Below are 14,388 nucleotides of genomic sequence, written 5' to 3' on the forward strand. Positions count from 1 at the left end.
GTTGCTAATTTAAATTATTCCTGAATAGCAAGATCCCCAACTTCTGCCAGAAGTTGGGGATCTTGCTTTAAGTTCTAATATTCTGTCTTCCATCACACCCACGTATATTTACGTAATCCTCTTTTCTCCCCTGCTCTTTTCACGATGATCCCGGTCATAACTAACGCGGGGTAGGTTGAGGATTTGATAGTTTGGTTGACTGGGGAATTGACGCACTCCAGATTTGATTAAATTGAGCTACCGATAACGACTGTAAAATACTGAGATTAAGCGGCTCTTTGCTGATAAATGTGGCATAAGATGGCTGCAAATAGGAACGGTATTCAGGGCGGTTAAGGAGATGGGTTTCCATAAAAGCGATGCTGAGGGCATTGAGATAGGAATAAACAGCATCGCGATCGGGGCCTAGTAAGGCAGGTGGCACAGGTAAGACATCATTTTCAGGAGTAGGTTCTGCGATCGCTGAAAAGTGGGTGGCGTTTTCAATCAAAGCCAGGTACTTATTGGGATCAGAAAGCCAAGTGAAGGGGCGAATTTGCTCAAATACAGGTGGGGCGAAAATATCTTGACTACCTGCTACCAGCATTACAGGCATTTTAATTTGACTGACTCCGCTCTCACCCAAAACTAAGCTGTCAATCGGATTAATCGCCATGATTGCCTTGATGCGATCGTCTTTGAGTTCATAATTTTTTTGGGGTAACTTACTTGCTTCACACTGCAACAACAGCGACAAATTAAAGGATGAATAATTGGGATTACAATCTTGGCGCAGTTGCTCAAAGTTAATCGTTGCTCCTGCTAGAGTCAAAACGGTATAACCACCAAAAGACTGGCCAATCGCCCCAACTTGCTGAAAATTGAGTTTTCCGTGGAGAGTGGGATCAGATTTTTCTAGACGCTGGAGTTCATCAAGGAGATACTTGATATCCAAAGGTCGGTTGATAAATTCCTCTGGTTCTGGTGGACTTGCCAAACCTGCAAAGTATTCCTGAAAGCGTTTGGCATTACTACCAGGGTGTTCCAGTACAGCAACAGCAAAACGGTATGATGCTAGATGTTCAGCCAGGTAGACAAAGGTAGAGCGGTCTGAAGCAAGACCATGAGAAATGACAATCAGGGGGAAGGGAGGAGACTGAGAATTTTGATCTGTGGGTTCTGAGTTTTGAGTTGTAGGTAAATAGATATCTACCGGTAGACGGCGTGAGCGAGAAACGTCATTTAACTCCAGGCTTTTTTTCTGCCAACGGAATTTTCCTGGCGATCGCAAATCTGGTTGTTTTGAGAAGTCAACAGTTGAATTGGCTGCTTGAGTGATCGCTTCTTTTTGAAGAGAAGCTACAACTTCATCCTTTTTCTTGAGCAACTGTGATAAGTCATCAACGATCCTTAACCCTTCTGTGAAATTCACCCGCATAGTATTGCTAGGAAATTTCCGCAGCAAATTTACCACTGTTAAACCCTCTCGATCGGCAGCAGCCAAAATCAAAGAGGCGCGTATGGCATAGAAGCCGTTCTGTCGAGACTCAGTGAGGAGTAATTTTCCTAGTTGTTGCACTACCTCCTCGCCGATCGGTGAGTAAGTGACTTGAGATACTAAAGTAGGAGTGATATTGAACCTTTGCTGGAGCAAATCCCGCAGTTGAGCGAGTTGTTGAGGAGTAGCACGGCTAGCATAAAATGAAAAATCTTGATCGATTTTCCCAACTTTCGCAAAAGTTTCCAGCGAGTCCACCGACAACGAGAATTCGCCGAAGGGAGGATAAAAAAAGCTAATGCGTTCAGCCGCCAATCCGGGAGTAGAAGTCAAAAAGGTAGATAGCAAACCTAAACCCAGGTATCTCAGAAATTTTTTCATTAGAAAAACCCACTATCTAACCCTGCCAAACAAGTTTCAACAGGATATATTCCCTAGAATTATCCAATTCTAGTATAGACAGTTACATTAACAAACTTCTTGTCTGCGTAGACATACTCTTGGCGGCTTCTCGAAAACATGAGGCTTCACTATGTTAAATTCAAGCTACAACTCCTGTGAATGAGGAATCAGGTAATGGCGGCTTCTGTAGAACATGGCTTAAATAATAGCGCTTCCATCCCTCCCTTAGAAAGTGGCGATCGCTTAACCCGCCACGAATTTGAGCGTCGTTATACAGCAATGCCTAATAAAAAAGCAGAATTAATCGAAGGAGTCGTCTACGTGGCATCACCACTGCGTTTTAGAAGTCATGGTTTACCTCATGGAAACTTAATTATCTGGTTAGGGAATTACAAAGTTTCCACTCCAGGGGTAGAGTTAGGCGACAATGCTACCGTGCGCTTAGATTTAGATAATGAACCACAGCCTGATGTTTTGCTGTTGATAGAAAAACCAGCCAGGGGACAGACATATATCAGTGAGGATGATTATATAGAAGGCGCACCGGAATTAGTCGCAGAAGTTGCAGCTAGTAGTGCATCTATTGATTTGCACGACAAAAAACGCGCCTACCGTCGCAATGGAGTGCAGGAATATATCGTCTGGCAGACTTTAGAGAATAAACTGGACTGGTTCTGTTTGCAAAATGGTGAATATTTGCCACTTGTAGCAGATGCAGATGGTGTGATTAAAAGTAGAGTATTTCCAGGTTTGTGGTTAGCTGTCACCTCACTAATCACAGGGGATATGACGAAAGTTTTAGCAGTGCTGCAACAAGGGTTAAATTCACAAGAACACGCGAAGTTTGTTGAGTGTTTAGCTTAGAAACGCTGAAAATATGTATTAAATAATACAAATAGTTGTATAGATAAAATATTAAAAAATATCTAGTGTATTTGGGTACAATTACTAAATTGTGACTCATTCATATTAGTAAATGCATTGGTATCAATAAAAATAATTATCAAAATCGTAAACAGTCAGGAAACTAACTACTGACGCTGATCCCAAGAGTTTACATTCATGATGCTTGTACTGACTACAAATCTCAAATTTTAGTTTTCGTCTCAATTCAATATAAAATCTAGAACTTAAAATCTCAAATCAACATGGCAGACCTAACTCCTAATTCTAGTTTTAGTTTGACACTGCGCTTGCAGATTCCCAATCGTGTGGGAATGTTAGCGTCAGTAACCCAGGCGATCGCAACTACTGGCGGCAATCTCGGTCAAATTGATTTAATCGAGCAAACCCGCAAAGAGTCCACCCGCGATATTACCGTTGATGCTGCTAGTACCGAACACGCTGAAACCATTGTGCAAGCAGTCAAGGCATTGCCAGACATCAAGTTACTCAGTGTCTACGATCGCACCTTTAATTTGCATCGCGGTGGCAAAATCAGCATTACTAGCAGAATTCCTTTAAAGAGTGTATCCGATCTCGCAATGGCTTACACGCCTGGAGTTGGTCGAATTTGTACAGCGATCGCTCAAGATCCAGAGGAAGTTTACAAGTTAACCATCAAACAAAACACTGTTGCCATTGTTACCGATGGTAGTGCCGTTTTGGGATTAGGAAATCTTGGGCCAGCAGCAGCCTTACCCGTCATGGAAGGCAAAGCAATGCTATTCAAGGAATTTGCGGGGCTAGATGCTTTTCCCATCTGTCTGGCAACCCAAGATACAGAAGAGATTATCCAGACAGTTAAAAATATCGCGCCAGTTTTTGGGGGTGTGAATTTAGAAGATATCGCTGCACCTCGCTGCTTTGAAATTGAAAAGAGATTGCGCGAAGAGTTAGATATCCCCGTTTTTCATGACGATCAGCACGGTACGGCCATTGTCACCTTAGCAGCGTTGTTTAACTCTCTAAAACTGGTAAATAAGGCAATGGCAGAAATCCGCATCGTGATTAACGGTGCTGGGGCGGCGGGAGTAGCGATCGCTCGCTTACTCCGGAAAGCTGGAGCAGAAAAAATCTGGATGTGCGACTCTAAAGGGATTATCTCTAACAGTCGTACCGATTTGACAGAAGAAAAACTTGAATTTGCCGTGAAAGCTCAAGGTACGTTAGCGGGTGCAATGCAAGGGGCAGATGTATTTATTGGAGTCAGCGCACCAGGAGTTTTGACACCAGAAATGGTGCATTCAATGGCGAAAGATTCAATTGTGTTTGCAATGGCAAATCCCATTCCAGAGATTCAGCCAGAATTAATCAGTAAAGATGTTGCTGTTATCGCCACCGGTCGCAGCGATTACCCCAATCAAATTAATAACGTCCTAGCTTTTCCTGGGGTATTCCGTGGTGCTTTAGATTGTCGGGCCAAGACAATTACCACCACAATGTATTTGGAAGCTGCAAATGCGATCGCTTCTTTAGTCAAGCCTTCAGATTTGAATCGGGAACATATTATTCCTTCAGTCTTTGATGAGCGAGTCGTCAATGCTGTTGCTGCTGCTGTACAACAAGCAGCGCGTCAAGAAGGTATCGCTCAGAATTAATTAAATTTTTTTACTCTTGTGGGATGGGTGTCTCGCCTGTCCCAAAGTACATCCTTAACTATAGGCAAATTGCCAAAACTAGCAAACCGTTTTCGGTACTCTCGATCGTTTTATGATTTCGGTTGTACAGCTTGCCTAACAACTTCTTCGTCCAAACCTAATGCTTGGGCTATCTCAATACTGTTTGGTTAAAGCAAAAGACGCGATGAATCGCCGTCTCTACAATAATCAGTCTTTTGTCTTGATGCCAATTTATCGCGTCTTTACGATCTAAAATTTCCATCAAAAAACATTAACCGAACTTGATTGCAGGCTATCTGTTCAATACTCAATTCTAACGCCCATAGCTGAGGTATTGTTTCTAACTTGCCTTCTTTGTAGCGTCGCCAAGAGTTGGCATCGCTCATTATGGATATGTCAGATTGAGGACTGGCGAAACACTCGTCCCCATTTGGTGATTGGATTATATAAATAAAGCAACATCATCCAAAACACCACCATTTGTCAACTGTTTGCAATGAAGTACCAAGTTGGGGACGAGTTTTTACAACAACTGCCGTTAATTTTGGCGGGGCCAATCCTAAAACATACTGAACCAGAGTCAGTAACGGTATGGGTGGCTCTAAAACAGTCTTGTCAGGTAGAACTCAAGGTTTATGAAACAACAAATGATGGTGAAACGCTAGGAAATTGCTTATTAGAGGGAGAACGCTCTAGCTTTGCCCTGGGTAAATATCTTCATGTAGTTGCAATAACGGCTCGATCCCCGGTTGGATATCGCCTAACTAGCGATCGCCTCTATGCTTACGATCTCCAGCTTACTATTGCAGACCAAACCCAGCAAATGCAACAAGCATTATGCTCAAACTCTTTTCCTACAGCCAGCATCAGCTACTTCGCTCATCAAAAACCAACCTTTGTTTTACCGCCAAACCGTCTGCAAGATTTGCAAATTGCCCATGCTTCCTGCCGCAAACCTCATGGTCATGGGTTTGATGCACTGCCGATTCTTGACACTTTAATTGAGGCTTCAGCCAATCAACCCCAACATCGTCCTCACCAGCTATTTCTCACTGGAGATCAGATTTACGGAGATGATGTAGCAGACCCGTCGTTGTGGGTTGCCACTACTCTTGGTGATGCCCTCTTGGGTTGGGAAGAACAACTTCCGGTGAATGGAGTTTACTACACTCCCCAGCAACTACCCCCTGGAAAACGGGCTGATGTGGCGACAAATCAAGCTGGTTTGACCGCAGGATTACATAATAAATCGGAGAAAGTTAACAGTCATCTTTTCAGCCTGGGTGAATATTACGCTACTTATTTACTAGCTTGGTCGCCAGTGTGCTGGCCGGACTCATTTCCAAAAGGACATCAAGTAACGCGCGATCGCCATGCTATCAAACATTGGAACCAAGCAGTCTGGCATTTGCGCCAATTCATCTACACCCTTTGGAAAGTGCGTCGCGCCCTTGCTAATGTCCCCACGTACACGATCTTTGATGATCATGATGTAAGTGATGACTGGAACTTAAATCAAGCTTGGTGTTTGCGGGTGCTAGGTCGTCCCTTGGGGCAAAGAATAGTCCAAAATGCCTTGTTAGCCTACACGGTATTTCAAGGATGGGGCAATACACCAAGTCAATTTGCAGAAGGTAAATCCGGTGAAAAGCTGTTGTTAGCGGCACAAGCTTGGTCAGCATCCCAAGGGATGGATGCAAAGGCTGATGATGCGATCGCTCGTTATGTCGGTATGCCAGCCAATGATCCCGCCACAGGCTTACCTATTTTAGTCCGAGACGGTTCCGTATTCATTCTCGATCGAGATCCTGAAGCACTCACTTGGCACTATATAGTCAGAAGCGATTGCCATGAAGTAATTGTGCTGGATACACGCACTTGGCGAGGTTATCCAGCCGATCAAAAACCAATTGCACCACCAATGCTGTTGTGTCCAAAAGCCTTTGAACAACAACTAGTTTTACCTTTACAAAAAGTAGTTGAAGAAACTCAGATTAAAACTACATTTGTGATTGCGCCCACGAATGTATTTGGAATGCAAGTCATTGATTGGATTCACCATTGGAACTTAAAACAAGAGAAAGTTTTTTCAACCGATGTTGGAGATGCTTGGAACATTAATGTGGAAGCACTAGCTAAATTCCTAACTACCTTGTTTGAAGAACGTCAACAAGTCGTTATTCTCTCTGGAGATATCCATTACAGTTCTGTTGCTCACTTGTCTTATGCACGCACCCATTCCAAATTGCAATCTGTCTTAGTGCAGTTAACCGCTAGTGCATTGAAGAATGAAGAGATTTTGACGCGGCTGATTCATACACGATTGAAAGATTGGCTATTACCCGAAAAGGTGCGACATTGGATCGGGTGGAGTAACCCACCCAATATGGTAGAAATTTCTGCGAAACAATTACACCATAATCGCCAGATGCTAGCTAACTCTGACTGGCATTGTGTTCTGGAATGGATACCTCGAAACACTGTTCAGACTTCTACCTGCACAACAGATATATTATCTTTAATAGCTCCCTGGAAACGAGCCGAAAATGCTAAATGGAAATGGTTACAACCTCTGATGTTTTGGAAATTTCGTTGGTTTCAGGACGGGCGAGAAGTTGTTGGATTGAATAATTTAGGGCTGGTTCACTTTAAGTTCGCAGACGCGAGTAATTCTGACAAAGTTATTCAAGATTTGTACTGGTTTTCTTCTTGGTATCCAACCCAAGTTGTTTATAGCCGTTTTGAGAGCGAGTTAATGCCTAATCAGTCATTGTTACGATAACCGAAGAGGCAGGGAGCAGGGGAGGAAGATTCTGAAATTCCTCCTGTGTAATCAAGGTTTTAAGAGCAAATAAATTTATTTATGGGCTCGTAGAAAATAATTCATCAATTGCACTGTTGACGTGCAAGTTTAAAGCTTAAAGTTTGAACGTTTGAGCAAAAAGGTCGAAGTTCCGAGTTCAAAGGCTCAACGTTCCAGCAAAAAGGTCGAAGTTCCAAGTTCAAAAGCTCAACGTTCCAGCAAAAAGGTCGAAGTTCCGAGTTCAAAGGCTCAACGTTCCAGCAAAAAGGTCAAAGTTCCGAGTTCCGAGGCTCAACGTTCCAGCAAAAAGGTCAAAGTTCCGAGTTCAAAGGCTCAACGTTCGAGCAAAAAGGTCGAAGCTTCGAGTTCCGAGGCTCAATATTGGTATTCTAATCACTAAAAATTGAGAATTTATAAAGTCAAGTCAATGAACTAACGCTCAAATCGCCATTTTATACTTGCATCTTAATCAATAAAGTTAATGAATTAGTTCCAAAATTGAAAATTTGAGTTGAGAAAGATGTAACTGATGTTCTTCCTCTTTGCGTTGTAAGTAAATTGGCACGAAAAAACCCAAGTATATTACGAAATGTAAATAGGCTTAAAGCCCTTACTCATGGTCAATAACAAAGGACAAATAACAGCCTTCTCCTGTTGGAAACGCTACGCGAGCGCCAGTTACTTTTAATTGCGCCGACTTACTTACTTGAAATTATGGCCTTTAAGTTGATAATTCAGCACTTGTGGGTTGATAATAAGGAGGCTTTGGCAATCAAAGTTAAGTTTATGGGAGATAAGACAATTCCGATTTATACCTGAATCGATAGCTTAAAATCTACTGATTATGATCTAGATATATTTGCTCCAGAAACAGAAATTGCAGTACTTTAACTTCTGCTGATCGCTCTTTTAGAGGAAGCTTTATGCTGTAGCCGTGAAATAAATCAATCTCAAGTTGGGGCTTGGTTATTGAGCCAGTTTCAGCAAAAGGATAATTATTAATTTTTCTCAAATTACTTTTGTGTTGGTAGATACTGCTCACTGAGCAATATTACTTAATAATCAAAATGATTTACATAGTAAAACCGTACAACTTTCCCAAGCTGTACAGCCTGCTCAAATTGTTATAAGTGAAATGGGACTTTGCGTAGGCGTAGCCCGCCGTAGGCATCGCATTTACGCCGTTATGAAAAAAAAGTTACCGTTTTTGATTGATTTTAGTTCTGATGAGCCAAAGCCTTACCCAAGATGGGAGTAAAGCATTTGTTAAAAAAATGTTAGAAGTGGAGAGGTTAGAGGGAATGACGTAGAAGATGAGTGCCTTAAAGTACTCCTGAAAGCCAGTCCTTGTTTAATAAGTTTTGTGTAGAATTCGGTGGTGAGGCAATACTTGTCGGGTTTTGGGGAAAAGGGAAGGGCAAAGGGGAAAGAAAAAACCTTTAACCTTTAACCTTTACCCAAAACCCAATTCCGAGTTAAAAATCCAAAACCCGAGCAGTATTGGGTGGTGAGGTCATTTACTTGATTCTCAATTGCAACAATCCAGGTTTCATTTATGAGTCAGTCTTTTTCTCAAAACCAAGCAAGGCGAAATCGTCAACAAAAGCTGTGGCCACAAAAATGGAGTTTAAAGACTAAAGCAATAGTTTGGGCACTAAGCATCAGCGTACTTCCTGTGTTTGCAATTGGGATAGCTACTTACTTCTATGGGATTAATTTAAGTAGCAAACAAATACCGCAAGTAAGACTTGAGAGGACAAAAAGTTCAACAGAAACTGAAGCTCTACAGAGACAACTGTCGCTCTTGTTAACTGGTATGGGGGTAACGGCAATCTTAGCAGGTGCGATCGCTGTTTTTGTGACTAATCGAACTATCAGTCGAGTTAGCAACATTGCTGCAACCTCTAATCATATCAAAAATAGGCTACGTCCAGACAGTGAATTTACTCAAACTTTCATCGCTCACGAAGATGAATTAGTGATGTTAGAGAGAAACATCAGCTTATTCACAGAACTGCTTTCGGTTTTGGTACAAGAGAAAGAAGCCGAAGCTGATTACTCTCAACTATTAACTAAAATTACCCGTTGGGTGCGAGAATCATTCAATCAAGAAGATGTTCTCAAAACTACCTCAGAAGAAATTCGTAAAGCTTTAAACATTGACCGCGTAGCCATCTTTTGCTTCAATTCCAATTGTAATGGAACCTTTATCGCCGAATCAGTAGCACCCGGCTTACCGAAAATATTAGGGGTTACAGTCTCCGAGCCTGGTTTTGAAGCAGGGTATATAGAAAAATATCGGGATGGTTGCACCCGTGGTATTGATGATATCTATCAAGCCGATCTCAGTGATGATGATATTGAGTTACTCCAGCAATTTGCTGTCAAATCTAATTTAGTAGCACCTATTTTCAAAGGCAAACAGCTATTCGGTTTATTGATTGGACATCAATGTTCTAGACAGCGCTTTTGGCAGCAATCTGAGATTGATTTGTTCGCTCAGATTGCCATGCAAGTAGAATTTGCCCTTGACTACGCCAAGCTTTTAGAACAGGTAGATACCAAAGCAGATAAAGCTCAGTTATTTATAGAAATTACCCGCAGTATTCGCGAATCGCTCAACGAAGAAGATGTCCTGAAAACCACGGTGGAAGAGGTTCGCAAACTACTTAGTACTGACCGAGTTCTAGTTTATAGCTTTAACGCTAATTGGTCTGGAACTGTGATTGCCGAATCAGTTATTCCAGGTTATCCAAAAGTTTTGCGGTCTGAAATCCAAGACCCATGTTTCGGTCAGGATTATGTAGAAAAGTATCAGTCTGGTCGCGTTGCAATCACAAACAACATTTACCAAGCTGGTTTGACTGATTGTCACATTAGCCTGCTCGAATCCTTTAGTGTGAAAGCAAATTTGGTTGCACCTATTCTCAAAGATGAACAGCTATTTGGCTTATTAATTGCTCATCAATGTTCCAGACCGCGTGATTGGCAACAGCCTGAAATTGATTTATTTGCTCAGATAGCAATGCAAGTAGGATTTGCTCTCGACCATGCAAGACTGTTGCAACGCATCGAGGCTGAGGGTGTACAAAGTCAGTTGCTGGCGGATACTATCGGCAGCATTCGTCAATCCCTCAACGAAGAAGATGTCCTGAAAACCACTGTAGAAGAGGTTCGCAAAGTACTTAGTACAGACCGAGTCATGGTTTATAGCTTTAATGCTAATTGGTCTGGAACCGTAATTGCCGAATCAGTTGTTCTCACCTATCCCAAAGTTTTGCGGGCTGAAATCGAAGATCCATGTTTTGGTCAAGGCTATGTAGAAGAGTATCAGTCTGGTCGCGTTTTGGCAATAAACAATATTTATGAAGTCGGTTTAGCTGATTGTCACATTAACTTACTCGAATCCTTTGGTGTGAAAGCAAATTTGGTAGCTCCCATTCTCAAGGGTGAGCAGTTATTTGGCTTATTAGTTGCACATCAATGCTCCAGACCCCGTGACTGGAAACAATCTGAGATCGATTTATTTGCCCAGATAGCAATGCAAGTGGGATTTGCTCTCGACCATGCAAGACTCCTGCAACGAATCGAAGCTGAAGCTATGCGAAGTCAATTATTGGTGGATATTACCCGCAACATTCGCCAATCACTCAAAGAAGAGGATATCCTGAAAACTACTGTGGAAGAGGTTCGGAAGGCTTTGAGTACTGACCGAGTACTAGTTTATAGCTTTTATGCTAATTGGTTCGGAATTATCATTGCCGAATCAGTGGTTCCAGGTTATCCCAAAGTTTTGCGGTCTAAAATCCACGATTCCTGTTTTACTCAAGGCTATATAGAAAAGTACCAGTCTGGTCGTGTTGTCGCAATCAACAACATTTATGAGTCAGGTTTGGCTGATTGTCACATTAAACTGCTCGAATCTTTCGCTGTGAAAGCAAACTTGGTTGCACCCATTATCAAAGATGAGCAGTTATTTGGCTTGTTAATTGCACATGAGTGTTCTGGGCCCCGTAATTGGCAACAGCCTGAGATTGATTTGTTTACCCAGATAGCTATGCAAGTAGGATTTACTCTCGATCATGCTAGGCTCCTGCAAGCGTATCAAGCTAACTCTACTTAAATAATGAAAAGAAAGATTTTCTAGGGGAAATTCATTTGCCGATTTGCGGTTAAATGAATTGCCCCTACCGCGTATAGTAGTCTATTTATGAATAGTCTCACGCTCTTTATTAGCAGGTTCCTTATCTTTGAATAAGTCAGCTGCCGTTAGAAGTAACTCCCTCAAGGTTTGTTTGATTTGGCGCTCTTTTCTCGCCAGAGATGTACCAGCTTCACCTAGTTTGTCTTCTAGCTGCGATCGCTTCTGTTCTACCTGTATAGCTACAGACTCAGCTTGGGGACGAGCTTTATCATACCAGTGTTTAGCCTCGTCTAGATAATCTTGAACCTCCATAGAACGTCCGCCATAGCGTGCAGCCATATTAGCTCTGACAATAGCTAGCTGTGCTTGCAATTGCGCGTAACGTTTCTTTAATAACCCGACTTCTTCACTATCTTTAATGGCATTGACAGCAGAATCAATTGCAGTTTTGGTACTAGCTGGTCTTTCTTTACCCGTCTCTTCAATCTCTGCCAAAATTACATCAACCTCTTGCTGGAGTTCTTCTTCTTCACCATCTAGTTGAGCTTGGAGCCGCTTTATATCTGTTTGAGTTTTAGCAATAGATTCGTGTCTTTGAGTATTAATTCCTTCTAGCGCTCCTTCAATAGAAGCTGTCACTTCATCTTTGAGTTCGCTACCTTTTTCTTGGAAGTTTTCAATGACAGCAGAAACAGCATCTCTAACCAGGCTACGAAGCTCAGTAGAACCTTGTTTAAACTCAGAGCCTACTTGAGAAACTGCGGATTTAACAATTTCTCGAATCCGATCGGTTCTTAATTGTCCAGTTTCTTTAGCTTGTTGTAAGTCTGCTTGAATTTTTTCTTTGATATTGTTGTTAGGCATTTTCAACTCTTAGAATTTAACTAATTGGGATAAAACTTTCTAGAAATGTTCTTACATCCCCATTATGGCGTAGCCAGATCGGGCTTGGTACTTCCTTTAGATAGAAAATTACACCTCCAAAGAGGTGAACTGTCAATACTACTCAGTTAAGAATATTTGCACGAACTGAAACCCTACAAACACTACAAAAGATTGGGTTTCGTTACTCAAACCAATCTACAAATTTTTATTTTTAGAAAAAACCTACGCAGTATTGATTGAACTGTAACATAGTGCCAATTTGTGAGATGATTAATGCTTGTTGGTAATAATTGACAGTAAAATATGTGGCGAGTAAATATTACTTGTTCAAGTGATGCTTGGAAGCTCTATGGTACTGAATTCAAAGCGATCGCCCAGAAGTATCAAGGGGAATTAATTGGTTCCAAAAAAATGCCAGATGGTACACGCATCATGTCTTATAAAATTGAGGATGTTAGCGATGCAGAAGCCTTTCAAGAAGATTGTGCAAATTTTACCGGATTTACAACTGACTTTGAATCCCTGTAGTAATTGATTCTGATACAACCAGTATTCGAAATCAGGAGACGTTGATTGAAAAAACTACTCACGTTAGTATTAGTAACATTTCTGTTATTGTTCAGCACTTTTACTATGCCTGCTATAGCAGCAGACATAGTTAACAGTGAACAAATATTTAGTCTTCATTGTGCTGGTTGTCATATTAACGGCAGCAACATAGTTAGACGGGGCAAAAATCTCAAAAGGCAAGCGCTGAAAAAGTATGGCATGGATTCAATAGAGGCAGTCACATCTATAGTTACCAATGGTAAAAATAATATGTCAGCCTACAAAGATCGCCTTACTGAACAGCAAATTACAGATGTTGCTGCTTACGTTCTCGAACAAGCTGAAAAAGGCTGGCGTTAGAAAGTTAGGAGTTAGGAGAGACGTGATTAATCGCGTCTGTACAAGAGTTAGAAGTTATTAACTCTAGTCGTCGTAAATCATTCATAATAAAGTAGAAAAGTTAAAAGGCTGTAAGAAACCGCTTTTCAACTCACTAATTATTAAATCTGCTCACTTCCAACTTCTAACTCCTAAAATTGAAAATGAACTTACCCGCAGCGAGCCGTCTCCAATTCACTCCCGATTTAAACATCTGTCGCATATTAAATGGTATGTGGCAAGTCTCCGGCGCACACGGACGGATCAATCCCCAAGCTGCCATTGAGACTATGTTCAAATATTTAGATGCAGGCTTTACCACTTGGGATTTAGCAGATCATTATGGCCCTGCTGAGGACTTTATTGGTGAGTTTCGCTGTCAACTAATTGATACTCGTGGCAAAGACGCTTTATCTAAGGTGCAAGCCTTTACAAAATGGGTACCTCGTCCAGGTAAAATGACAAAGAAACTGGTCGAGGAAAACATTGATATTTCCCTGAGAAGGATGAATGTAGAATCGTTAGATTTGATGCAATTTCACTGGTGGGAATATCAGGATAAAAATTATCTAGATGCCCTGAAATATATGGCGGAACTCCAGACTGAGGGTAAAATTAAGCATCTAGGTTTAACTAATTTTGACACGGAAAATTTGAAGCTGATTACTGAAGCAGGCATCAAAATTGTTTCTAATCAAGTGCAATTTTCCCTTATTGACCGCCGTCCCGAAGTTAATATGGCGGAATTTTGTCAGCAGCATGACATCAAGCTTTTTACTTACGGTACACTGTGCGGCGGCTTGTTATCAGAAAACTATTTGGGTAAACCGGAACCACGAGGATCTGATCTATCCACTGCTAGTTTGAAAAAATATAAAAATATGATTGATGCTTGGGGGGGTTGGCAATTATTTCAAGAATTGCTAGCTATTTTGAAGGAAATTGCTAATAAGCATAAAGTAAGCATCTCTAACGTGGCAGTGCGTTACATTTTAGATCAGCCAACTGTGGGTGGTGTGATAGTTGGTGCCAGACTTGGCGTATCTGAACATATAGAAGATAACGCCAAAGTATTTAGTTTTAGTTTAGATGCTGACGATCGCGATCGCATCAGTGCCGTATCTCGGCAGTCACGAGATTTGTATCAGCTAATCGGCGATTGTGGCGACGAGTATCGGCGATAATTATC

At 41.5% G+C, this 14,388-nt stretch carries 10 protein-coding genes; 7 read left to right on the top strand and 3 right to left on the bottom strand.

Going from position 1 to position 14,388, the window contains the following annotated elements; genetic code table 11:
* Nucleotides 1-160 precede the first annotated feature (160 nt).
* Nucleotides 161-1,858: an alpha/beta hydrolase gene (locus FBB35_RS17035; protein WP_174710644.1), complete on the bottom strand. Its 1,698-nt coding sequence runs from the start codon at nucleotides 1,856-1,858 to the stop codon at nucleotides 161-163.
* Between the two features lie 195 nt (nucleotides 1,859-2,053).
* Here FBB35_RS17035 and FBB35_RS17040 point away from each other — a divergent pair, with 195 nt between their 5' ends.
* Entirely contained in the window at nucleotides 2,054-2,743 is a 690-nt protein-coding gene (locus FBB35_RS17040) for a Uma2 family endonuclease (protein WP_174713675.1), read from the top strand.
* 284 nt (nucleotides 2,744-3,027) lie between these two features.
* Nucleotides 3,028-4,419, top strand: coding sequence for a malic enzyme-like NAD(P)-binding protein (locus FBB35_RS17045; protein WP_174710645.1), 1,392 nt, complete (start codon nucleotides 3,028-3,030; stop codon nucleotides 4,417-4,419).
* 263 nt (nucleotides 4,420-4,682) lie between these two features.
* Here the strand turns inward: FBB35_RS17045 and FBB35_RS17050 are convergent, their stop codons facing one another.
* Nucleotides 4,683-4,826 (bottom strand): hypothetical protein, encoded by a 144-nt coding sequence (locus FBB35_RS17050; RefSeq protein ID WP_174710646.1) that lies wholly within the window; start codon nucleotides 4,824-4,826, stop codon nucleotides 4,683-4,685.
* A 110-nt stretch (nucleotides 4,827-4,936) separates the two neighbouring features.
* Between FBB35_RS17050 and FBB35_RS17055 the strand changes: the two genes are divergently transcribed.
* Complete coding sequence (locus FBB35_RS17055) at nucleotides 4,937-7,222, top strand: PhoD-like phosphatase (RefSeq protein ID WP_174710647.1); 2,286 nt, start codon at nucleotides 4,937-4,939, stop codon at nucleotides 7,220-7,222.
* 1,576 nt (nucleotides 7,223-8,798) lie between these two features.
* Nucleotides 8,799-11,366 carry a GAF domain-containing protein gene (locus tag FBB35_RS17060; RefSeq protein WP_174710648.1) on the top strand — a complete coding sequence of 856 codons (2,568 nt, stop codon included), beginning with the start codon at nucleotides 8,799-8,801 and terminating at the stop codon, nucleotides 11,364-11,366.
* A gap of 81 nt (nucleotides 11,367-11,447) precedes the next feature.
* Here the strand turns inward: FBB35_RS17060 and FBB35_RS17065 are convergent, their stop codons facing one another.
* A complete protein-coding gene (locus FBB35_RS17065; protein WP_174710649.1) occupies nucleotides 11,448-12,251 on the bottom strand; it encodes a histidine kinase in 804 nt (267 codons plus the stop codon).
* Nucleotides 12,252-12,575: 324 nt separating this feature from the next.
* On the opposite strand from FBB35_RS17065, the gene FBB35_RS17070 reads away from it, so the two are divergent.
* The 3 genes from FBB35_RS17070 (at nucleotide 12,576) to FBB35_RS17080 (ending at nucleotide 14,383) form a co-directional block, all read left to right on the top strand.
* Entirely contained in the window at nucleotides 12,576-12,800 is a 225-nt protein-coding gene (locus FBB35_RS17070) for a hypothetical protein (protein ID WP_174710650.1), read from the top strand.
* Nucleotides 12,801-12,845: 45 nt separating this feature from the next.
* Entirely contained in the window at nucleotides 12,846-13,181 is a 336-nt protein-coding gene (gene petJ, locus FBB35_RS17075; protein WP_174710651.1) for a cytochrome c6 PetJ, read from the top strand.
* Between the two features lie 182 nt (nucleotides 13,182-13,363).
* Nucleotides 13,364-14,383: an aldo/keto reductase gene (locus tag FBB35_RS17080; RefSeq protein ID WP_174710652.1), complete on the top strand. Its 1,020-nt coding sequence runs from the start codon at nucleotides 13,364-13,366 to the stop codon at nucleotides 14,381-14,383.
* Nucleotides 14,384-14,388: the final 5 nt, after the last annotated feature.

It is taken from the genome of Nostoc sp. TCL240-02, assembly GCF_013343235.1.
Classification (GTDB): domain Bacteria; phylum Cyanobacteriota; class Cyanobacteriia; order Cyanobacteriales; family Nostocaceae; genus Nostoc.